This is a genomic window from Jannaschia seohaensis, from assembly GCF_900116765.1.
Taxonomy (GTDB): Bacteria; Pseudomonadota; Alphaproteobacteria; order Rhodobacterales; family Rhodobacteraceae; genus Jannaschia; species Jannaschia seohaensis.
In genome coordinates, this window is sequence record NZ_UETC01000020.1 from 21,493 (window position 1) to 41,909 (window position 20,417).

General features: G+C 67.8%; 22 protein-coding genes. 14 read left to right on the forward strand and 8 right to left on the reverse strand.

Features of this window, described 5'->3' with window-relative positions:
- Positions 1 to 16: 16 nt before the first annotated feature.
- Together DTQ71_RS21625 and DTQ71_RS21630 are read right to left on the reverse strand one after the other, a co-directional pair.
- On the reverse strand, positions 17 to 760 hold the full coding sequence (locus DTQ71_RS21625) for a class II aldolase/adducin family protein (protein WP_109566375.1): 744 nt from the start codon (positions 758 to 760) through the stop codon (positions 17 to 19).
- Complete coding sequence (locus DTQ71_RS21630; protein ID WP_109566376.1) at positions 757 to 1,887, reverse strand: TauD/TfdA family dioxygenase; 1,131 nt, start codon at positions 1,885 to 1,887, stop codon at positions 757 to 759. The genes DTQ71_RS21625 and DTQ71_RS21630 overlap by 4 nt, the downstream gene beginning before the upstream one ends.
- Before the next feature lie 107 nt (positions 1,888 to 1,994).
- Here DTQ71_RS21630 and DTQ71_RS21635 point away from each other — a divergent pair, with 107 nt between their 5' ends.
- The gene (locus DTQ71_RS21635; protein ID WP_170125535.1) at positions 1,995 to 2,915 is read left to right on the forward strand and encodes a LysR substrate-binding domain-containing protein; all 921 of its coding nucleotides are present in this window, start codon (positions 1,995 to 1,997) and stop codon (positions 2,913 to 2,915) included.
- 357 nt (positions 2,916 to 3,272) lie between these two features.
- On the opposite strand, the gene DTQ71_RS21640 is transcribed toward DTQ71_RS21635, so the two are convergent.
- The 3 genes from DTQ71_RS21640 to DTQ71_RS21650 all read right to left on the reverse strand — a co-directional run bounded on the left by DTQ71_RS21640 (position 3,273) and on the right by DTQ71_RS21650 (position 4,486).
- The gene (locus DTQ71_RS21640; protein WP_170125536.1) at positions 3,273 to 3,731 is read right to left on the reverse strand and encodes a TauD/TfdA dioxygenase family protein; all 459 of its coding nucleotides are present in this window, start codon (positions 3,729 to 3,731) and stop codon (positions 3,273 to 3,275) included.
- Between the two features lie 61 nt (positions 3,732 to 3,792).
- Positions 3,793 to 3,981, reverse strand: coding sequence for a hypothetical protein (locus DTQ71_RS21645; protein WP_109566379.1), 189 nt, complete (start codon positions 3,979 to 3,981; stop codon positions 3,793 to 3,795).
- A 217-nt stretch (positions 3,982 to 4,198) separates the two neighbouring features.
- On the reverse strand, positions 4,199 to 4,486 hold the full coding sequence (locus tag DTQ71_RS21650; RefSeq protein ID WP_109566380.1) for a hypothetical protein: 288 nt from the start codon (positions 4,484 to 4,486) through the stop codon (positions 4,199 to 4,201).
- Between the two features lie 253 nt (positions 4,487 to 4,739).
- On the opposite strand from DTQ71_RS21650, the gene DTQ71_RS23705 reads away from it, so the two are divergent.
- From DTQ71_RS23705 to DTQ71_RS23710, 7 genes are all read left to right on the forward strand, one after another.
- Positions 4,740 to 4,886: a hypothetical protein gene (locus DTQ71_RS23705; RefSeq protein ID WP_170125537.1), complete on the forward strand. Its 147-nt coding sequence runs from the start codon at positions 4,740 to 4,742 to the stop codon at positions 4,884 to 4,886.
- 61 nt (positions 4,887 to 4,947) lie between these two features.
- Positions 4,948 to 5,187 (forward strand): hypothetical protein, encoded by a 240-nt coding sequence (locus DTQ71_RS24470; protein WP_245947689.1) that lies wholly within the window; start codon positions 4,948 to 4,950, stop codon positions 5,185 to 5,187.
- Between the two features lie 27 nt (positions 5,188 to 5,214).
- A complete protein-coding gene (locus DTQ71_RS24475) occupies positions 5,215 to 5,487 on the forward strand; it encodes a dioxygenase family protein (protein WP_245947690.1) in 273 nt (90 codons plus the stop codon).
- Positions 5,484 to 5,648, forward strand: a complete 165-nt coding sequence (locus DTQ71_RS24480) for a hypothetical protein (RefSeq protein ID WP_245947691.1) — start codon at positions 5,484 to 5,486, stop codon at positions 5,646 to 5,648. The genes DTQ71_RS24475 and DTQ71_RS24480 overlap by 4 nt, the downstream gene beginning before the upstream one ends.
- Complete coding sequence (locus tag DTQ71_RS21660; protein ID WP_109566381.1) at positions 5,645 to 6,475, forward strand: 3-oxoadipate:acetyl-CoA acetyltransferase; 831 nt, start codon at positions 5,645 to 5,647, stop codon at positions 6,473 to 6,475. Before DTQ71_RS24480 ends, DTQ71_RS21660 begins: the two co-directional genes overlap by 4 nt.
- 341 nt (positions 6,476 to 6,816) lie before the next feature.
- Entirely contained in the window at positions 6,817 to 7,047 is a 231-nt protein-coding gene (locus tag DTQ71_RS23275) for a hypothetical protein (protein ID WP_146204916.1), read from the forward strand.
- Positions 7,048 to 7,375: 328 nt separating this feature from the next.
- Positions 7,376 to 7,534 carry a hypothetical protein gene (locus DTQ71_RS23710; RefSeq protein ID WP_170125538.1) on the forward strand — a complete coding sequence of 53 codons (159 nt, stop codon included), beginning with the start codon at positions 7,376 to 7,378 and terminating at the stop codon, positions 7,532 to 7,534.
- 391 nt (positions 7,535 to 7,925) lie between these two features.
- Here DTQ71_RS23710 and DTQ71_RS21670 read toward each other — a convergent pair whose 3' ends face one another.
- Positions 7,926 to 9,149, reverse strand: coding sequence for a M20 family metallo-hydrolase (locus DTQ71_RS21670; protein WP_109566383.1), 1,224 nt, complete (start codon positions 9,147 to 9,149; stop codon positions 7,926 to 7,928).
- Positions 9,150 to 9,223: 74 nt separating this feature from the next.
- Between DTQ71_RS21670 and DTQ71_RS21675 the strand changes: the two genes are divergently transcribed.
- Together DTQ71_RS21675 and DTQ71_RS25005 are read left to right on the forward strand one after the other, a co-directional pair.
- On the forward strand, positions 9,224 to 9,991 hold the full coding sequence (locus DTQ71_RS21675; protein WP_109566384.1) for a FadR/GntR family transcriptional regulator: 768 nt from the start codon (positions 9,224 to 9,226) through the stop codon (positions 9,989 to 9,991).
- A 360-nt stretch (positions 9,992 to 10,351) separates the two neighbouring features.
- Positions 10,352 to 10,576 carry a glutaminase gene (locus DTQ71_RS25005; RefSeq protein ID WP_407066423.1) on the forward strand — a complete coding sequence of 75 codons (225 nt, stop codon included), beginning with the start codon at positions 10,352 to 10,354 and terminating at the stop codon, positions 10,574 to 10,576.
- Here the strand turns inward: DTQ71_RS25005 and DTQ71_RS21685 are convergent.
- The gene (locus DTQ71_RS21685) at positions 10,489 to 11,178 is read right to left on the reverse strand and encodes a DUF1028 domain-containing protein (RefSeq protein WP_109566386.1); all 690 of its coding nucleotides are present in this window, start codon (positions 11,176 to 11,178) and stop codon (positions 10,489 to 10,491) included. The genes DTQ71_RS25005 and DTQ71_RS21685 overlap by 88 nt on opposite strands.
- A gap of 118 nt (positions 11,179 to 11,296) precedes the next feature.
- On the opposite strand from DTQ71_RS21685, the gene DTQ71_RS21690 reads away from it, so the two are divergent.
- The 4 genes from DTQ71_RS21690 (at position 11,297) to DTQ71_RS21705 (ending at position 16,803) form a co-directional block, all read left to right on the forward strand.
- A complete protein-coding gene (locus DTQ71_RS21690; protein ID WP_109566387.1) occupies positions 11,297 to 12,880 on the forward strand; it encodes an ABC transporter substrate-binding protein in 1,584 nt (527 codons plus the stop codon).
- Between the two features lie 133 nt (positions 12,881 to 13,013).
- The gene (locus tag DTQ71_RS21695) at positions 13,014 to 13,961 is read left to right on the forward strand and encodes an ABC transporter permease (protein ID WP_109566388.1); all 948 of its coding nucleotides are present in this window, start codon (positions 13,014 to 13,016) and stop codon (positions 13,959 to 13,961) included.
- Complete coding sequence (locus tag DTQ71_RS21700) at positions 13,958 to 15,838, forward strand: dipeptide/oligopeptide/nickel ABC transporter permease/ATP-binding protein (protein WP_109566389.1); 1,881 nt, start codon at positions 13,958 to 13,960, stop codon at positions 15,836 to 15,838. Before DTQ71_RS21695 ends, DTQ71_RS21700 begins: the two co-directional genes overlap by 4 nt.
- Entirely contained in the window at positions 15,835 to 16,803 is a 969-nt protein-coding gene (locus DTQ71_RS21705) for an ABC transporter ATP-binding protein (protein WP_109566390.1), read from the forward strand. Before DTQ71_RS21700 ends, DTQ71_RS21705 begins: the two co-directional genes overlap by 4 nt.
- Before the next feature lie 155 nt (positions 16,804 to 16,958).
- Here DTQ71_RS21705 and DTQ71_RS21710 read toward each other — a convergent pair whose 3' ends face one another.
- Positions 16,959 to 19,574 carry an EAL domain-containing protein gene (locus DTQ71_RS21710; RefSeq protein WP_109566391.1) on the reverse strand — a complete coding sequence of 872 codons (2,616 nt, stop codon included), beginning with the start codon at positions 19,572 to 19,574 and terminating at the stop codon, positions 16,959 to 16,961.
- Between the last annotated feature and the right edge of the window lie 843 nt (positions 19,575 to 20,417).

Sequence of the window (20,417 nt, forward strand, 5' to 3'; positions counted from 1 at the left end):
GCTTTGCCGGTTTCGCTCAGTCGCGATAGTCCGGCTCTTCCCGATCGAGCACCGATTTCAGATGCGCGAAATGCGCGTCGGCCATCCCGGCATAGGCCGCCCAGCCCGCCGCCGTCCGCGCGGCGACCGCATCCGACATCACGCCAAGCGGCGCGCCCGACCCCAGCGCCAGCAGCACCGTGCGGGCGGCCTTCTCGAAGAAATACAGCTGCTCGAAGGCTTGCGCGACCGTCGCGCCGGTGCAGGTCAGGCCGTGGTTCGCCATCAGCAGGGTCGAGCAATCGCCCAGGGCGGCGGCGATGCGCGCGCCCTCGGCGGCGTCATCGGCTATCCCCCCGCAATCCATGTCGATCGCGAGATCACCCCAGAACCGCGCCGTGTTCATGTCGACCGGCGGCATCGCCGGTGTCTTCAACGCGGCCAGAGCCGTCGCGTGAGGCGGGTGGCAATGCAGCACGACCCGCAGATCCGGCCGCGCCCGGTGCAGCGCACCGTGGATCGTCCAGGCCGAGGCGTCGGGCGCGTCGGGCCCCTCCATCACCGAGGGGTCGTCCGCGTCGAGCAGCAGAAGATCGCTGGCCCGGATCTCGGAAAAGTGCCGCCATTTCGGGTTCATCAGAAAGCGCCGCCCGTCTTCCGACACCGCGACGCTGAAATGATTGCCGACCGACTCGTGCCAGTCGAAGCGCGCGGCCAGACGAAAGGCCGCCGCAAGATCGGTGCGCAGGGCCACGTCGCCGGCGCGGACGAGGTCCTTCACGCAAACCGCCCCCGGGTCACCATCGCGCGGTAGAGCCCGCGCAACTCACCCCGGTCGGTATAGGTGCCGCGCAGATAGCGCTCACCGCTGGTGGCGGAATAGGCCTCGCGCCCGTGGACGATGCGATGATTGTCGAAGCTGATGCATTCGCCTGCCTTCAGCGAGAAGCGCATGACGTATTTGTCGTCCTGCAACATCCGCCCGAACTTCACGAAGGCGGGGTAGTAGCTGTCCATCAGATCCTGCGGCAGGTCGAAGATATCGGCCATGTGCTGGCTGATCGTCACCCCCGCGACCTCGCCCTTGCGGTCGAGTTCGATCACGCGCTGGCGAGCGCGCATGTCGATGCCGTCATGCTCCTTGTAGAAGGGCACCGCGACCTCGGTCAGCAGCCGGAACGCCTCCGGGTCGGCGGCGCGCAGGTCGTTGGCCACGGCCGTCCCATCCAGGAACAGGTTCCGCCCGCCCGCGACGCTGTTACGGCGACAATGGAGGTACTGGATGCCCGGGGCCAGCTCCTCCGCCGGGACGTCGGTATGCAGCTCCAGCGCCGCGGAGGTATAGGCGAGGTTCGTCGGCTTCACATGCACGCGCACGTCGAAATAGGACCCGAAGAAGCTGGGCCGGATCGTCCCGAGCAGGCCCGACGTGCGGGTCAGGGCCTCGTCGCTATCGGGCATGTCGGTGACGATGGCGACGCCCTCGACCAGCAGCGCCTCCATCCAGCGCCGCCGCTCCGAGGCGTCTTCAAGCAGGGCGGGGTGAGAGACGCGGGTGAGGTTTGGGTAGTGGTCGGCGAACCACGGACGGCGCGGCAGGTCCGCCGGGTCGGCCCGATCCAGCCCGTCGGAATAAGCAGAGAGCATGTCGAGCGGATAGCGCGAGACATGGTCTTCGCCCGACCAGTAGACCACAAGCGCCCCCTCCTCGATCCGCGCCTCGTCCGGGCGCGGCGTGGTCGCGTGATGAAAGATGTCGAAGACCCGCTCCCGGGTCACGGGGTCGAAGGAGCTCGGGCAATTGTCCCGCAGCCACCAGGCGTTGAAATAGGCGGGGCGGCCGTCGGGAAGGAGCACCGTCAGCCCGTTCTCCTGCAAGGCCACCGTTTCGATCCGTGCGCCGTCCATGGTTTGTCCGCCTCTCGGGATGCCAGTCTCCGCTCGACGCTAATCCCAGCGCGGGGCCGCGGGATATGGCGATTGCGGTAATGGCAGTATTAGCTCTAGCTTATCTTATGGACCGTGACGTTCCGCCCCTTCGCCTGCTGACGGCCTTCGCCTCCGTGGTCCGCACCGGCTCGGTCCAGGCGGCCGCGGCGGAGCTCAACGTGACCCAGCCCGCGATCAGCCAATCGGTGCGCAAGCTGGAGGCGCATATCGGCGTGGCTCTCCTGGATCGAGGCAGCCGTCCGGCGCGCCCGACCGAGGCCGGCTACGCCGTCGCCGCCGCGACCACCGAGAGCCTGACGCGGATCGCCGACTTGCTGGACACGCTCCGCCAATCGGAATCGCGGGACAGTGTCGCGGTCACGGTCGCCTGTTCGGTCGGGGTCGCGACGTATTGGCTGATGCCGCGGCTGACGGCGTTCTACCGCGCCCACCCGGACTGTCTGGTCAATGTGGTGACGTCGCAGACCGGCGTGCCCGCGCTGGTGGACGGGATCGACCTGGCGATCCGTTACGGCCACGGGCGGTGGAGCGACGGGCTCGTCCGCCATCTCTTCGACGAGAGAGTAGAGCCCGTCTGCGCCCCTTCCCTGCGCGTCCGATTCCAGGGGCCGGTCCCGCCGAGCGCCGTGTCGCTGTTGCACGTCCGCTCGTCCGAGCCCTCCTGGGTGACGTGGCCGGACTACCTGATCGGCACGGGCCAGCCGGTCGTGCGCGGCGGCGGCCAGAGCTTCACCAACTACGTCCAGGCCACACAGGCCGCGCTGGAAGGCCATGGCATGATGCTGGGCTGGCGCTCGATCACCGGGGCGCTGGTGGAAACGGGCGAGCTGGTCCCGGCGGGCCTGTCGGCCTTCGCCCCATCGGACGCCTTCCACCTCGTTCTGCGTCGCAAACGGCGTGGCGCGGCGACCGAGGCCTTCGCCGCTTGGCTGACAGAGGCGGTGCGACCGCGCGCGGCGGTCGCGATGGACAAGGTGGCCGAATAAGCGCGGCGGCCCTGTCCCGGCGCCCCGATCCAGACGAAGGACGCCGCGCCGACGATCGCCGGTGCCCGAGCCGCCCAGGCGGGCTCCAGGCCCAGCGCCGCCCGACCAGCAGGACGACCCCGACAAGCCGAACGCCAGCCGCCACCGTCTCGGCCAAGCGCATCGCCGAAACAAGCGCCTGATCCGGCGCCAGTCCTCGATCCGGCGATGCGCCAGGAGCGCGAAATCCTCCGGGTCGTCCTGTGCCATCAGAACGAAGCGGACCACCATGGCGACCGCAACGATCCTCCAGGCGGCAAGCCCCAGCACGAGCACAGCGGCGACGCGCAACAACAGGCTGTGGATGCCCTACCTTCTTCAGGAGGCTGGCCGCATTTCCGCAAGCCCGTCTTCCGGACCCGCGCTGGAGCACAGGCTGGCCAGCTTGCGCGGCTGGTCGTAGGGCCAGGGCGTCCCGCGATGCAGCACCGCGCGCTGATCCCAAAGCAGCACGCCCCCGACATCCCAGTGATGGGCGCAAACGAAACGCGGTTGGCTGCAGACGGCGATCAACTCCTCCAACAGCGCCTCGCCCTCGGCGGCGTCATAGCCCTCGACAGCGAAGGAATGGCTGGCGACATATCGCGCCTCGCGCCCGTTTACGGGGTTGGTCCAGACCGATTTCCATAGTTGATCCGGCCATTTGTTGAACATCGGCAAGGCGGCGAGTCGCTCCGAGATCTTGCGCCGCGACTGGCTGTCGCGGTGCCTTGAGAGCCTCCGGCATCGCCGCCCAGGCCGCGCAAGTGCAGGCGAGTTCGGTCTCGCCGCCCTCACTGGTCACGACCTTGACGGTCAGGATGCTCACCAGCGCAGGCACCGGCAGGAAGGTGCTGTCCTAGTGCCACAGGAAATTGGACCGGAGATTGAGCGTGTGCAGATCCATCTCGCCCGTCACGGAGCCATCGGCCCGCACATTCGACACCTCAGCGATCGCCATGGCGTCCTCGGGCTTGCGCCCATCGGCCGTCCGGTCCTCGACCGGGGCGACGGGAACAGCCAGCGGATGATGCGTCTCCTCCGTCATCGTTGGCGCGGGAAGAGCAGCGCGGAATGCGCCTCGACGAGGGCATGGATGTCGCCGAAATGCCGGTCAGCCGTGACCTCGTTGAGATCGAGACCGCGCACGCGCAGGCCAAAGCTATCGCAGAGGGGGTGGCGGAAAGAGAGCTCATGCGACGAGGTCCGTGCCTCCTTGGGGTCCAGCCGCTTCTTCCAGGCTGAATGCCGGTAATCGACATTCTTCAGTCCCCGCCTTCGACGAAAGGGGTATGGGCATCCGCGACCGAGAAGCCGCCCGCCTCATGGGTGGCGTCGAACTCACGCAGGCGAGCCGCGTCCCGGAACCAGATGATCCGAAGGTCGAAGGCCGCGATCTTCCCATCGACGCGGGCGAACTCGTGATGCGGCCAGACATCGGGGCATGGGCGTTCGACCATGTCCTCGGGCGGCACCAGCGCGACGAGCAGGTTCGACCCATTGGGCACATGGCCCTCCAGCTTCGGGAAATGGTCGATGATCCGGGCGTCCACGGTGCGGCAGAGCTTCCGCCCGATCTCCGTCGATATGGCCAGCGCATAGCCCGCCGCATAGCAGCCGCGATAGCTGTCGAAGCCAGTGATTCAGCCGATCCAGTCACGGGCCGGAACCGTGCGGAGCGTAACCTCCGTGATCGCCCCGTTAAGGCCCCAGGCACGGAGGATCTAAAGCGCGTCCTCGGCGTCGAAGACATGCTCGACGCGATGCTCTTCAGACGAAGCCTTCATCGATGCGCCCCATCAGAACATGGGGTCGCTGCTTTTCAAGACCGGCTGCCAGCGCGGCATCCAGGCGCGGATTTCGACCCGGGCACTGGGCCATTCCCAGGCCGCCGGCGGCGTCACCGAGCGCCTGCGCGACCGCCTCTCAGGGCGGGAATTCGCAGCTCGATGAACATTCTGTTCCGCTCGGATCTCATCCGCTTCGTGGCCTACCGCGAGGGATGGAGGCCGCCATGGCGACGCGGGGCGCAAGGAAAGTCGTGGGCGACGCGGAGCTGGAAATCGACTTGACCTCGGCAAATACTCGGACCGTCAAAGCCATGGACGCCGCGCGCATTCGGGCCGCGATGGCCGCGCGCACCGACGCGACCGAAGCCGCCGAGGCCCAGCGGGCGGCGGCCCGCGCAGCCATCGCCTTCAAGAAAGACGGGTTCGATATCCATGACGTCGAGGGCGCCCTGCTCGATGTCTAGCAGGCCAATGACGAAGGTTTCTACCACGTGCAGCAAAAGGGGCTGCAACCCGATTTCAACCTGCGCGGCCGGTTCAGGACCGGCGCGGATGGCAGCTATTGGTTCAAGGCGGTGAAGCCGAAATTCTATCCGATCCCGGATCACGGGCCGGTGGGCAAGCTGCTGGGCGCGCTCGGACGTCATCCCTACCGGCCCGCGCATCTGCATTACACCGTGCAGGCGCCGGGGCACGACCCGCTGGCCACGCATATCTTTGATCCGGGCGCCCCCATATCCGCTCGGACGCGGTGTCCGGCGTGAAGCAATCGCTGCTTGCCGAGTTCGTATTCATCGACGACCCGGCCGCCACCGCCGAGGCCGGCATGCCCGGGCCGTTCTGGGACGTTGTCTTCGACTTTACCTTGGCCGCAGATCAGGGTCAGATGGCCGTTACCCATCACGATCCGGGAACTCCGACATGAGCGATCCAGTCATCATTTGCGTTGCAATCACCGGCTCCGTGCCACGCAAATCGGACAACCCGGCGGTGCCGATCACAGTGGAGGAACAGCTCGAGTCCACCCAGGCGGCCTTCGAGGCGGGCGCCAGCATCGCCCATTGCCATGTCCGTTTGGATGACGGCACGCCGACCTCGGACCCGGAGCGCTTCGCACGGCTCAAGGAGGGCATCGAGGCGCATTGCCCCGGCATGATCGTTCAGCTCTCCACCGGAGGTCGGTCGGGGGCCGGCCAGGAAAGGGGTGGGATGATCCCGCTGCGCCCGGACATGTGCTCGCTCTCGGTCGGATCCAACAACTTCCCCACCCGCGTCTACGAGAACCCGCCCGATCTGGTCGACTGGCTGGCCGCCGAGATGGCCGCCTATGACGTGGTGCCCGAGATCGAATGCTTCGACCTGAGCCATCTCTACCAGGCCGCGAAGATGCATGCGGACGGGCGGCTGCCCCGGCTGCCCTATTGCCAGTTCGTGATGGGCGTGAAGAACGCGATGCCCGCGGATCGCGTCGCCTTCGACGCGATGCTGACGTCCAAGCGCCACCTCTTCGGCGATGCGCCCTGGTGCGCGGCGGGGATCGGCCCGGCGCAGCTGGAGCTGAACGACTGGGCCATCGCGGCCGGTGGCCATGCCCGCACCGGACTGGAGGACAACATCCGCCTCGACCGCGATACGCTGGCGCCGTCGAACGCCGCCCTGGTCGCGCGCACGGTCGAGGTGGCCGCGCGTCACGGACGACCGGTCGCCACCCCCGCCGAGGCCCGCGCGATTCTGGGCCTGCGCGCCGCCTGACGGGGCGCGTGAGCCTGTCGCACGGGGCACCGTGGGGCGGGCGGCATCGCGGGGCCCGGTACGAAGGGCGGGACGAAGGCGTCAGGTCAGGATGGGGCGCACCCTGCCCGGACCGGAGCGCCCCAAGGGCTTTTCCGGGAGAGATGGGAGCCCGGTGCGGCTTTGCGGGGATTTGGGCGACGGCCCGCCTGGTCATCGCGGATCGACACCGGACGGCGCGCCTCTGGTCCACCGTATCCGCGTTCCACAGCTCGCCTAACCGATGCTCCAAGTCCCCTGAAGGCGCGGACCGGGCCCATCGGTGACGTGATCCACGCCGGTCCAGACGGCGCCCCCGCTTCATGCCCCCCCAGAGCGACGCGCACCGGACCGGCGCCTTCCACCGCATCGACACGCCCGAGGGCGCGGAGGCCCGGGTCGCGCCCGAGGCATCCGCGCATGACGCCGCCCCTGCCAAGCATGCCGAGCATATGGCCGTGCTCTATCTGGTCGCGCGGTCGTCCATGGCGACTGGTTCGATCCCGCCATCCGGTCCGAGGGCGAGGTGCCGGGCGCGAGCCCCCGCGTTTTGATCCCCGAGAGGATCGAGCTCGCCTATGGCGGCGTTGCGGAGGCAGCCCTGTTCACGCTGCAGGTCGACGGCCACCGGACTGACCTTCACCACCGAGGGGGCCGCGCGAATGCGGCTCGACAGGATGGTCACGTGACCGAGCGGTCGCCTGACCATCGGCACGGCGGAGATCCTGGTCACCGGCGAGGTGACCATCGACTACGTCCATTCCGGTGCCGTCGACACCGGATGGGACCCGATGCTGCCGGGCCGCGAGATGATCGCGCTGAGCAGCCCGACGATCCATGGAGCGACGGTTCAGGCCCATGCCAAGGTCTCGGACGCGCCCCATGTCGGGCGACACCTCCATCGCCTTCGCCACGCTGCCCGAGGGCTGGGCGCCGGGCGACAGGATCGTGATCGCGGGCACTGGCTTCGAAGGGCACAAACAGGACAACGACATCCGCGGCATCCGCTGGCAAGAGCGCCCGGTTCTCGGAGCTGGGTGAGCGGTTCGAGCTCCCCGATCGGCCGGTGCCCCAGGGCCGAACCCTTCGGCGTGTTCCGGACCACCAGCTATGTGGGCTTTCTCGTTCCCTCCCCGCCGGAGCAAGCCGCGCGATCGACACAGGCGCCTGTCAGCACGCTCTCAATAAGCGGCGCGCGCTCACGGCCGAGGCGCATCGCTTCGTCAAACCCTACGACGCCCTGCTCTACCCCTCGGCGATCAGCCCCGCCTGCTTGATCGAGACGACGGAGGCGCCGCCGGGCGAAGCGCCAGAGGACTGGTGCTGGCGCCCCTACGCCTCCATCCTCAACAGGAGCGGCAAGTCCGCACCTGCAGTCCCGGCCAGGGAGGAGCGGCTGCTGGCCATTGGACGCGCGCTCTGAGGCCAGGGATCAGCGGGGCGTCCGAGCGGCCAGCGCCCGGATCGCGCCCTCCAGCGCATCGACCGCCGCGCCCATGTCCTCTGGCGCGGCGTATTCGTCCGGGCGGTGGCTGACGCCGCCCCGGCACGGCAGAAAGAGCATCGCGACGGGGCAGAGGTCGGCCATGGCCGAGGCGTCATGGGTCGCGCCGGAGGGCAGATGCGGTGCATCGCCGCCCGCGCCGGTGGCAAGGGCCGCCATCAGGCCGGGGTCGCAGGCGGTTGCGGCCTGGGCATAGGTCCGCTCCATCGTGACCCCGAGACCCTCCGCCTGGGCGAGGCTGGCGAAGCGCTCCTTCATCCGGGCGACGAAGGCATCGCGGGCGGCGTCCCTGGGCGCCCGGACTTCCAGGGTGAAAGCGACCCGGTCGGGGATCGCGTTAACCGCGCCGGGGCCAAGGGTCAGCGTACCGACCGTCGCGCGGATCTCTCCGGCCTCCACCGCCTCCCGCGCCACGGCGTCGATCATGCGCGCGGCGCCGACCAGCGCGTCGCGGCGGCCGCGCATCGGCACCGTCCCGGCATGGCCGGTTTCTCCGGCGACGGTCACTGCATAACGGGCGATGCCGCAGATCGCCGTCACGATGCCGAGCGGCTGGCCCGCCCGCTCCAGCACTGGGCCCTGCTCGATATGCGCCTCCAGATACCCGACAGGCGGCGCGTCCCAATCGGCCAAGGAGGCGAGACCCGACGTCTCGACCCCGAAATCGCGCATCGCGGCGCCCATCTCGACCCCGTCCGCGTCGCGCATCATCAGCACGGCCGGGTCCAGCGTCCCGGCCAGCGCGCGCGGGCCGATCAGCGCCGTGGGAAAGCGCACCCCCTCTTCGTCGGCGAAGGCCAGCACTTCCAGCCCGAAGGGCAGCGCGTCCCAGCGGTCCCGGAAACGCGCGGCGGCGAGGCAGCCCAGCGCGATGCCCATGATGCCGTCGTAGGCGCCTCCGCGCCGGACACTGTCCTGATGGGAGCCCAGCAGCAGCCGGGGCGTGGCCGCCGCCGCGGGCGACCGGCCGCGCAGCGTGCCGGCCGCGTCCAGCGCGACCTCCAGCCCCGCATCCCGCATCCAGGCCTCGATTTCCTGCAAGGCGGCGCGATGCTCGGGCGTCCAGGGCAAGCGCGTAACACCCGGCCTGCCCGCGCTACAGCCCGCGATGCGCGCCAGACGCTCCGCCGCGAGGGATCCGTCATCGGGCATGCGCAAAGCTCCTTGCATTTATCATGATAAATTGCTTCTGTTCCTAACGCCTTCCGCCGAAGCGCGCCAGCCCCATGGAGGCCCGTTTGTCCCGACCCGACCCGCTCCGCCCGCGAAGATCCCGCCCGGTCCAGGTCGCCGAAGCGATCAAGGGCTGGGTCGTGGAACAGGGCCTACGGCCCGGTGACCGGCTGCCGGGCGAGGCGGAGATGATCGCGCGGTTCGGCATGGCCAAGGGCACGATCCGCGAGGCGATGCGCCTGCTCCAAGCCCAGGGGCTGATCGAGACTAAGACCGGCCCGGGGGGCGGCAGCTTCGTGGGCGAGGTCTCGACCGAGCGGGCGCAGTCGCTGCTGGCGAACTACTTCTACTTCCGCGACATCTCCATCGACGATGTCTACGCGCTGCGCATCCGGCTGGAGCCGGACAACGCCGCGGCCCTGGCCGGACGGCTGACCGCCGCGCAGTTGGACGAGTTGCGGGCGATCCTCAGCCGCTACGCGGCCCCCGCCACCGACGCCGCCGAGGAACGCGCGCAGCATGTCGCGTCGCTAGAGTTCCACGCCCGGCTCGCCTCCTTTGCCGAGAACGCGCTGCTAGGCTTCTTCATCGGCTTCCTGGCGCAGATCCTGACCGATCTGACGGTCTTCCAAAAGCTCTACTCCCAGCCGAACCACCAGCTGTGGCGCGAGGGGCGCGACCACCATATCGCCCTGATCGCCGCGCTGGAGCGGGGCGACGCGGAGGCCGCCCATGACATCATGCTTGAACATATGCAGCTGGCCCGCCGCCTGATGGAGGACCAGCAGGCCGTGGTGCTCAAGCGCTTCTTCGCGGACTGACCGATCCCGCAGGCGTGCGGCCCCATCTCGCCGCGTCGGTCTACCCGTCGCCGTGTCGGCCTCTGCCTGCCCGGCGGAGAGGTGATCGGCCCGGAGAACGGGCGCCTGCCCTACTCGGTCCGGAGCGTCTCGAAGGGGTCCCCTGGCGCTGGTGCTGGGCCGGAGCGGCGCCGATCCGTAGCACCGCGTCGGGCAGGAGCCACCGGACACGGATTTCGGCATCTATGCCCGTCATTGCGCCGTCGCGATGGATTGCGCGCGGTTGGCGCGGTCCGGTGCTGACGCGGCGCGGCTGGTGCACGCGAGGATGGCACCTGCGGCCAATATGAGGGGTTCGGCAAATTCGCCCTCCGAGCCGGCCTGCCGGGCAGGAGCGGTGTGGACGGCGACATTCTGGTCGTCGCGCCGGGCCGCGCTTCTGTCGCGGTGCGGTCGCCGGGTTTCGACTATTACGGCAGCCGCAAGGTGGGGACTCAGCTGACCGAGCAGGTCGCCATCTATGCGGGGTGGTCCGCCTTCTGGCGGCTGGCGGCGCCGCGCCAAGGCGTGGCGCGGGTGGGCACTTCGGCGGCCCAGGCGGCATAGTCTCCGGTCGTGGCGGCCAGGTGCAGGGCACGCAAATCCGCCAGGGGCCGCTCCGCCCGGTCGATGCGCAGCGTCAGCGGCGCGGCGTCCCGAGCCAGCACCAGGAGCGCCGCCGACTGAAACCCGCGGCTGTCGCCCCCCGCCTCCGCCGCGGCGTCGAGCGCGGCCAGCAGCCGGGCGGCGAGATCGCCGCGCGCGGAGAGAAAGCCATCGAGACAGGCGTCCAGAACTGCCTCCGAGGCCAAAAGGTTGCCTGCCACGATCACCTCCGGGGCCGTCCGCGCCCCGGCGGCGGGCGTGTTGCCCGTGCCGGTATGGGCGCCGGTGCCGCCGCCCGCGTCCAGCGCCGACAACTGGCGCATCTCGCGCCCCGGATCGGGCGCGACCACGCCCGCCACCGCCGCCGCAGCGCCCTGCCCCGCGCGCATCGCCGCCAGCACGTCCTCGCCCCAGAGCGTCGAGGGCAGCGCCCCTTGCGAGGCGGAAAGCCCCGCCTCCAGGTCGCCGCGCAAGACCCAGCCGCCGACGCAGAGGCTGCCGGTCGCCGCAGCGCTCCCCAGGCTGCCCGATTCTTCATCGCGCGCGAGGATCGAGATCGTCATGCGTGCTGTCCTCCTCCTCGGGGCTTGCATTTATCATGAGAATTCGCCCAGACTGAATTTATAGTGATAAATTAGCCGGACCGAAGCAACCCCCGGCACCAGCACGGAGGCCCCGAACATGTCCCTTCTCTCCCTCAGCCGCCGCGGTCTGCTCGCCGCAGGGACGGCCCTTGGCTTGGGGCTTCTGGCCCTTTCCCCGCCCCCCGCCACTGCCCAGACGCCGCCGGGCGTGCTGATCGTGGGCCAGATCGCGGAACCGAAGGCGCTGGACCCCGCCGCCGTCACCGCCGTCAACGATTTCCGCATCCTGATGAACGTCTATGATGGGCTGGTGCGCTACAAGGACGGCACGCTGGAGGTGGAACCGGCGCTGGCCACCTCCTGGGAGATCAGCGAGGACGGCACCGAATACACGTTCACCTTGCGCGAAGGCGTGACCTTCCATGATGGCAGCGCGTTCGACGCGGAAGCGGTGAAGTTCAACTTCGACCGGATGCTCGACGAGAGCCATCCCTATCACGATACCGGGCCCTTCCCGCTGGCCTTCTTCTTCTCGGCCGTCCAGGAGGTCGAGGTCGTCGACCCGCTGACGGTCAAGTTCACGCTGGACGCGCCCTACGCGCCCTTTCTGTCGAACCTCGCCTACCCCACCGGCCTGATCGTCTCGCCCGCCGCGGTCGCGGAGCACGGGGCAGAGTTCGGCCGTAACCCCTCGGGCACCGGCGCCTTCACCTTTGCGGAATGGCGCGCCAACGAGGCCGTCGTGATCGAGGCCAATCCCGATTACTGGGACGGCGCGCCGGAGTTGCAGGCGGTCGTCTTCCGCCCGATCACCGATGCGAACACCCGCACCGCCGAGATGCTGGCGGGCGGCATCGACCTGATGGTCGAGGTGCCCCCCGTCGCGCTGTCGCAGTTCCAGGACGCCCCCTACACCGTCCACGAACAGGCCGGCCCCCATGTCTGGTTTCTGATCCTGAACGCCAAGGAGGGCCCCTTCGCCGATGTCCGCGTCCGCCAGGCCGCGAATTACGCGATCAACAAATCGGCCATCGTGAACGACGTGCTGGAGGGCACCGCCGAAGTCGCCGCGGGGCCGACCCCGCCCGCCTTCGCCTGGGCCTATAACGAGGCGCTGGAGCCCTATCCCTACGATCCCGACAAGGCGCGCGCGTTGATCGCCGAAGCGGGGGCCGAGGGGGCGGAGCTGACCTTCTACGTGACTGAGGGCGGCTCGGGCATGCTGGACCCGGTCGCCATGGGCACCGCGATGCAGGCCGACCTGGAGGCGGTGGGCTTCGATGTGAGCATCGAGACCTATGAGTGGAACACCTTCTTGGGTAACGTGAACCCGGGTCTCGAAGGCAAGGCCGACATGGCGCAAATGGCCTGGATGACGAACGATCCCGACACCCTGCCCTATCTCGCGCTGCGCACCGAGGCCTGGCCGGACCAGGGCGGCTTCAACTCGGGCTACTATTCCAACCCGGAGGTGGACGCGCTGCTGGAACAGGCGCGCGTGGCGACCGACCAAGACGAGCGCGCGCGGCTCTACAAGGAGATGCAGGAGATCGTGCAGGAGGACGCGCCCTGGGTCTTCGTGGCGAACTGGAAGCAGAACGCCGTCACCTCGGACCGGGTCGAGGGCTTCTCTTTGCAGCCGTCCTTCTTCCTGCTGCTCGACGATGTCGTGAAGAACTGAGTTTCGGACCGGCTTCGCCGGTCCAACCCGCCGGGGGGCTCCGCCCCCCGGACCCCCCGAGGTATTTCAGGCAAGATGAGGAGGCGCCGACCGCAGGCGCCCCCGTCGCGGGCCTGGCGAGAGAGGGCGTCGAATGGGCGGATACATCCTGAAGCGGCTGGTCTCCGCGATCCCGGTGCTGTTGGGGATCACGGTGATCGTCTTCCTGATCATGGCGTTGATCCCTGGCGATCCGGCGACGGCGATCCTCGGCAGCTATGCGACGCCCGAGAACGTGGCCAAGCTGAACGCCGATCTGGGGCTCGATAAGCCGCTCGTGCAGCAATATTTCATCTGGCTCGGCAATATGCTGACCGGGGATTTCGGGACCTCCTTCGCGCTCAACCGCCCGGTGCTGGACGAGGTGATGGAGCGGTTCGGGGCGACGCTGATCCTGGCGGGGACGGCTTTCGTTTTGTGTTCGCTGCTTGGGGTCGCGGCGGGAGTCGTGAGCGCGGCCAACCAATATGGGGCGGCGGACAAGGCGATCACCTTCACCGTCCTCCTGGGCATTTCCATCCCGTCCTTCTTCCTCGGCATGATGATGATCCTGATCTTCTCGGTGCAGCTGCGCTGGTTCCCGGTCTCGGGCATGTGGCCGATCTACGGGGCGCGGGACGTCTGGGCGCTGCTCGACCACCTGATCCTGCCCGCCTCGGCCCTGGCCGTCGTCGCCACGGGGGTGATCGCGCGCCTCTCCCGCTCCGCCATGTTGGAGGTGCTGCGCCAGGACTTCATACGCACCGCCCGCGCCAAGGGCGTGCGGGAGCGGGGGGTGATCTGGCGGCATGCGCTGCGCGCCGCCATGGTCTCGATCATCCCCGTGCTGGGCATCCAGGCGGGCTTCGTGCTGTCGGGGGCGGTCTATATCGAGATCGTGTTCCAGTGGCCCGGGATCGGGCGGATGCTGGTCGACGCGATCCTCAAGCGCGACATCCTGCTGGTGCAGGGCGGCGTGGTCGTGGTCGCGGCCTGCTACGTGATGTTCAACATCGCAGTGGATGTCGGCCAGGCCCTGTTGGACCCGAGGATCAAGACATGAAGTTCCTGACCCTCTTGGCGCGCAACCGCCTGGCGTTGGGCGGCGGCGTCGTGATGGCACTGGTCGTCCTGCTGGCCCTGGTGACTCCGATCCTGCCCTTGGCGGACCCGGACGTGACCGACACGGCGCGCCGCTTCCTGCCGCCCTTCTCGGAGGGCGCGTTGCTGGGCACCGACCATCTGGGGCGCGACCTGCTCTCGCGGCTGCTCTGGGGCACGCGGCTGTCGCTGGCCGTGGGCTTTGCGGCGGCCATCTCCGCGGCCACGATCGGCGCCGCCATCGGCATCGTCGCGGGCTATTTCGGCGGCTGGCTCGACAATGTGGTGATGCGCGGCGTCGATATGCTGATGGCCTTTCCCTACATCCTGCTGGCTCTGGCCATCGTCGCCGCGCTCGGCCCCGGCCTGATGAACGCGCTGATCGCGGTGGCGGCGGTCAACGTGCCCTTCTTCGCGCGGAATATCCGCGGCATCACCGTAGGACTGGCCCATCGGGAGTTCGTGGACGCGGCACGCCTTTCGGGCTTGTCGGACACGCGCATCATCTTGTCGGAGGTGCTGCCCAATGTCGTGCCCGTGATCGTCATCGCAATGTCTACGACAGTGGGCTGGATGATCCTGGAGACGGCGGGCCTGTCCTTCCTGGGCCTCGGAAGCCAGCCGCCGCAGGCCGATCTGGGGTCGATGCTGGGGGAGGCGCGGGCGGCGCTGATCTCGCATCCGCATACCTCGATCGTGCCCGGCGCGATGATCCTGATCGTGGTCATGTCGATCAATCTGCTGGGGGACGGGGTGCGGGACGCGCTGGACCCGCGGCTGAAATCGGGCGCGCTGTCTCGTCCGCGCGCCGCCACGCTGGTGGAGCGGAAAGGCCCCGTCCCCGCCTCCGAGGGCCGCGGCCTGCTGGAGGTTCAGGACCTGCGGACTGAATTCCATGTCGGCCCGCGCACCTATCGCGCGGTCGGCGGCGTCAGCTTGCATGTCGAGCAGGGCGAGTGCCTGGGCATCATCGGCGAGTCCGGCTCGGGCAAGTCGGTCACGGCGCTCTCGGTCATGGGCCTCGTTGCCTCGCCACCGGGGGTCATCACCGGCGGCGCGGTGCGGGTCGAGGGGGAGGACATGATCGGGACGCCCTATAGGCGGCTGCGCGATCTGCGCGGGCGCAAGGTGGCCTATATCTTCCAGGACCCGCTGGCGACGCTGCACCCGCTCTATCGCGTGGGCGATCAGTTGGTGGAGGCGATCCGCGCCCATCGGCCCATCGGGCGGGCCGAGGGCCGGGCCAAGGCGATCGAACTGCTGGAGGCGGTGCGCATTCCGAATGCCGCCAAGCGCATCTCGGACTATCCGCATGAATTGTCGGGCGGGATGCGCCAGCGGATCGGTATCGCCATGGCGCTGGCGAACGACCCGGATGTCATCATCGCCGACGAGCCGACGACCGCGCTGGACGTGACGGTGCAGGCCCAGATCTTGAGCCTGCTCGACGATCTGCGGCGGAGCCGGGGCCTGGCCATCGTCTTCATCACCCACGATTTCGGCGTCGTGGCGCAACTCTGCGACCGAGTGGCGGTGATGTATGCGGGCCGGATCGTCGAAGAAGGACCGACCGCTTCCATCCTGGAGACGCCCTGCCATCCTTATACCGCGCGGCTGATGGCCTGCGTGCCCGAACTGGGCGAAGGCCGGCGGCGGCTGGAGGCGATCCCCGGCCTGCCGCCTGCCGTCGACAAGCTGCCGCCCGGTTGCGCCTTCGCCGACCGCTGCGCCAAGGCGCGGGCGGAGTGCCGCCAGGGCGAAATCGCGCTCAGCCGCGCGGGGCCGCGCGCTGTGCGCTGTCTCTACCCCGAAACGCCTGTGATGGAGGCTGCACAATGACCGCCGCGCTGCGCCTCGACGGCCTCTCGAAGACCTTTCCCGTGGGCCGTGGCTGGCTGGGAAAGCCCACCGCCAGCGTCAAGGCCGTCCATCCCATCGACCTGACGGTGCCGCGCGGCGAGACGCTGGGCATCGTCGGCGAGAGCGGGTGCGGCAAGTCCACCCTCGCGCGGATGCTGGTCGGGCTGTTGCCGCCGAGCACCGGCAGCATCGAGATCGAGGGCGCCGCGCTCGATACCGCCGACCCGACCGCCTTCGGCAAGCGCATCCAATACGTCTTTCAGGACCCGATCAGCAGCCTGAACCCGCGCAAGACCATCCGGCAGGTGATGGAGGCGCCGTTGCGGCACCTCCACGGCATGAAGCGCGCCGAGCGGGAGGCGCGCATCCGCGAGATCTTCGCCGATGTGAACCTGCGGGAGGAGTTTCTCGACCGCTACCCACACGAGTTCTCCGGCGGACAGGCGCAGCGGATCGGGATCGCCCGGGCGCTCGCCGCCGACGCCTCGATCCTGATCCTGGACGAGCCGGTCTCCGCGCTCGACGTCTCGGTGCAGGCGCAGGTGTTGAACCTGCTGGCGGACCTGAAAGGTAAGCGTGACCTGACCTACCTCTTCATCTCCCACGACCTCGCCGTGGTCGAGGCGGTCGCGGACCGGATTGCCGTGCTCTATTTCGGCTCCGTCGTGGAGATCGGGCCGGCGGCGCAGGTCTTCGCCGCGCCCCGCCATCCCTACACCAAGCTCCTGGCCGACAGCGCCCCGGTCGTCGGCCGCCCGCTGACCGCGCCGGAGGCCAAGGGCAGCGAATTGCCCGATCCCTTGAACCCGCCCCCGGGCTGCGCCTTCGCCGCCCGGTGCCTGCGCGCGACCGAACAATGCCGCAGCACCGTCCCGAGATTGGACGATACCGGCGACGGGACGCGCGCGGCCTGTTTCCACCCGCTGGACGCGCCCACCGCCTGAGGCGACCGCCCTTGCGTCCTACATCCCGCCCGCACGACGGCATGTCGGCCCCGCCTCGGCGGACCGGCTATGATCCGTCGGGCCGGCATCCGGGCGCGGGCAGGCCGCCACCCGGGGGCGGAGCCCGGCTAACGGAGCGCATCGCCCCCTGCGCTTCAGGCGCAGGCGGATATGACCTTGCTCACATCCTCGCGCGGCGCGAGCCATTTCTCCCTGAACGTCGTGCCTGAGACGGGGGCCTCGTAGAAAAAGCCCTGGGCATCGGAACATCCCATCGACAGAAGCTTTGCCGCAACGTCCGCGGACTCCACGCCTTCGGCCACGATGCGAAGCCCCAGGCCATTGGCCATGGCGATGGTGGCCGCCACGATCTGACCGGACGTTTCGTCGTCGAGAAGATCCTTAACGAAAGAGATGTCGATCTTGAGCTTCTCGACGGCGAACTGCTTGAGATAGGCGAGAGACGAATAGCCCGTCCCAAAGTCATCGATCGAGACCGCAACGCCGAGCGTCTTCAATTGGGTCAGCATGGTCTGCGTGGTTTCGGTGTTCGACATCATGCTGCTCTCGGTGATTTCGACCGCGAGCCGCCGCGGCGAGACCCCGTGCGCGGTGCAGGCCGCTTGAATATCCTGGCAGAGTGTCCGGTCTTCGAGTTGCTGAACGGAGACGTTGACGGCGACGGTCGGCGGCACCGCCATGCCCTGACGCTCCCACTCGGCGATTTGCCGACAGGTGCGGTCGATGACCCAGGCGCCGAGCTTCGACGTCAGCCGGTATTCGTCGGCGACGGGGATCACCTCGGCGGGGCTGACCTGCCCGAGTTCATCGTCCTCCCACCGCAGCAGCACCTCAGCCCCCGAGAGACAGCCCGTGCACAGGTCGATGATGGGCTGGAAGGCGAGGTCGAGCGCGTCATTACGCAGAGAATGGATCAGACGTTCGCCGACAAGCTGCCTGCGCGTCAGCTGCCCGTCCATATTGTGCTCGAAGATGCGTGCGCCGCCGCCACCGACCTTGGCCGCATACATCGCGATATCCGCGAAACGGAGCAGTTCCTCCGCTGTCTGCGCGTGGTCGGGATAGGTCGTCACCCCCATGCTGATGCCGAGATCCAGCTTGCGACCGTCGATGTCGAAAGGGGTCTCAACGATGTCGAGCGCGGCGTCCACGATATGGCTGAGGGCGTCGTCACTCTGGCCCGGCAGAACGGCGACGAATTCGTCCCCGCCGACCCGCGCGAGCGTGTGACCGCTGGGCAGCGCCTCGGTCAGCCGGTTGGCCACTTGCCTGAGCACCTCGTCGCCGATCGCATGTCCGAGCGCGTCGTTGATCTGCTTGAACCGGTCCAGGTCCATATAGAGCAGATGCGCGTTCGCGCCCTGCTGCACGGCCTGGGCGATGGCCTCCTCCATGCGTTCGCTGAAGAGGGCGCGATTGGCGAGGCCCGTCAGCTGATCGTAATGCGCCAGCTTGCGGATCTCCTCGTCTTTGCGGCGGCGATCGGTGATGTCCTGGACGACTGCGACGAAGACCGGCGGATGTTCCTCCCGCGCGAAATGCAGGTTGATGTGAACCGGATAGACCGACCCGTCCTTGCGTGCGTGGATCGTCTCAAAGGTGAGCATGTCGGTCTCGTTGCCGAGAAGCGGCGAGATGAGGCCCAGAAACGCCTCTTCGGAATAGTCGGGCTTGATGTCGAGCGGGCCGAGGGCCGTGATCTCGTCGCGGGAATATCCCAGATTGTCGCGCGCGCCCCGATTGACCAGAAGGAATCTGAGCGTGGCGGCATCGAATACGTAGATCTCGTTGGACGAGTGCTCCAGGATCCGCGCCATCCGCGCCAGAGCCTCTTCCGCGCGCTTGCGCTCGGTTATGTCGTTGCGGATCGAGATGAAGCGCTCGATCGCGCCATCCGCCGCGCGAAACGGCATGACGATACTATCAACCCAATAGACCTCGCCATCCTTGGCCCGGTTGCAGATTTCCCCGCGCCAGGCCTGCCCCGATCGGATCGTGCGCCAGAAATCCGCCCAGAATTCCGGCGGGTGCGTTCCGGAATTGATGATCCTGTGATCCGCGCCGATCAGCTCGCTCCGGGCGTATCCGCTTATCCTGCAAAAGGCCTCGTTGACCTCGGTGATGAGGCCTTCGCGCGTCGTCTGGCTAAAGATCGTATGCTGTCGAACCGCGCGCATCAGACTGTTGGAATCGGCCAGAGCCGATTTCAACTGCTCATGCGCCAGGCTCAAATCCTCTTCACGCTGTTTTGCCGTCAGGATGAGCGCCAAGATGTCGGCGAAACTCTCGAGAAAACGGATTTCCTCACCGCTCCGGGAATGGCCGTGCGGCAGATAGACGACCAGAACGCCGATGAGCTTTCCGGAATTCTTGATCGGGACGTTGTAATGCCCATGCGGCTGGATGCCCTCGAAGACGATCTCGTGCCGTCCGTCCACGCAATGCGCATACTGTGTCACACGGTGCAGCGCCGCTCGACCACATAAGCACTGGCCGAACTCGATGTTTTTGCAGAGCCGTGTGATTTGGTGACCGAGATTGTGCTCCGCGTAGAGACGGAGTGTCTCGGTCCCTTCGTCGGCGACAAAAATTCCGCCCTTGGGCAACAATTTCAGCCAGCTTACCTGAAGCAGTTCCTTCAAGGCCTCGGTCAGGAGATCCCGAAGCGGCGCGTCCTGCAAAACCACGCGCAAGAGACGTTCGATCAGCGCGGATTGCTCGAAGAGCCGAGAGAGAGGGGGAAGCGTCATATCGTCTTTCCGAAAGTCGCATCAGCCATCGGAGCGTCCTGATCCATGGGGGGCGTGCTGTACGTTTGGTCCCCGTCGCGTGACGTGGCCGCCCCGATCGGTCGAATATGGCCTCATGCCTCTCGTTTTTGGGGCGCATTGCGACGCCACGCGACAGGCCGTGCCGCCTGCCCCAAGGGTCTCAGGGCGCATCCACACTACAAATCTCATCCCGCTCGGCGTGGTCCGGCCAGCCTGACACCCAGGTCCCTTCGGTAGGCTCTCCTTGTTAAAAAACGGTTAACGACGGTGTCGCCGGTCTGTCAAAAGGCAGCCGTCGTTACCGCGCCCGTCGTGGGGCCCACCACTGGACACGCGACGCTCCACGGGTAGCGGTTGGCGGTGCATCTCATGGTGCAGCCGACCGTTGCGCGCAGCATCATGGCTGAGCCGCTGCCGGCGGATACGCGCTTTCGGCCGAGCGAGATGGTCTCCCTCTCCACGGACGATCTGGCAGCGTCATTGAGCCGGTTCGGAGCCGCTGTTGCGACCTTACAGACGCCATCGATTTCATTTCTGTCATTTTGACATCCATTCGCGCCGTTCGGGAAAGCCGGGTGGTCATGCTCGCCTGGGCAGCGATCATTACGGTCACCATGCTTTTGTCGCAGAATCCGGCATTTCTGGGCCTGATCTTCACCCAGCCCATCCCTTGGCCACACGACATCGCATCTCCATCGAAGGGCCGTGACAGCAGCGGAGGAGTGATCTAAAGCGGCGGACCTTTACGTAGGCGCATAGCCTGCATGACGGAGGTAGTTCCGGCATTCGTCTGCGCTGAACATTCGACAGATCGAGCCGATC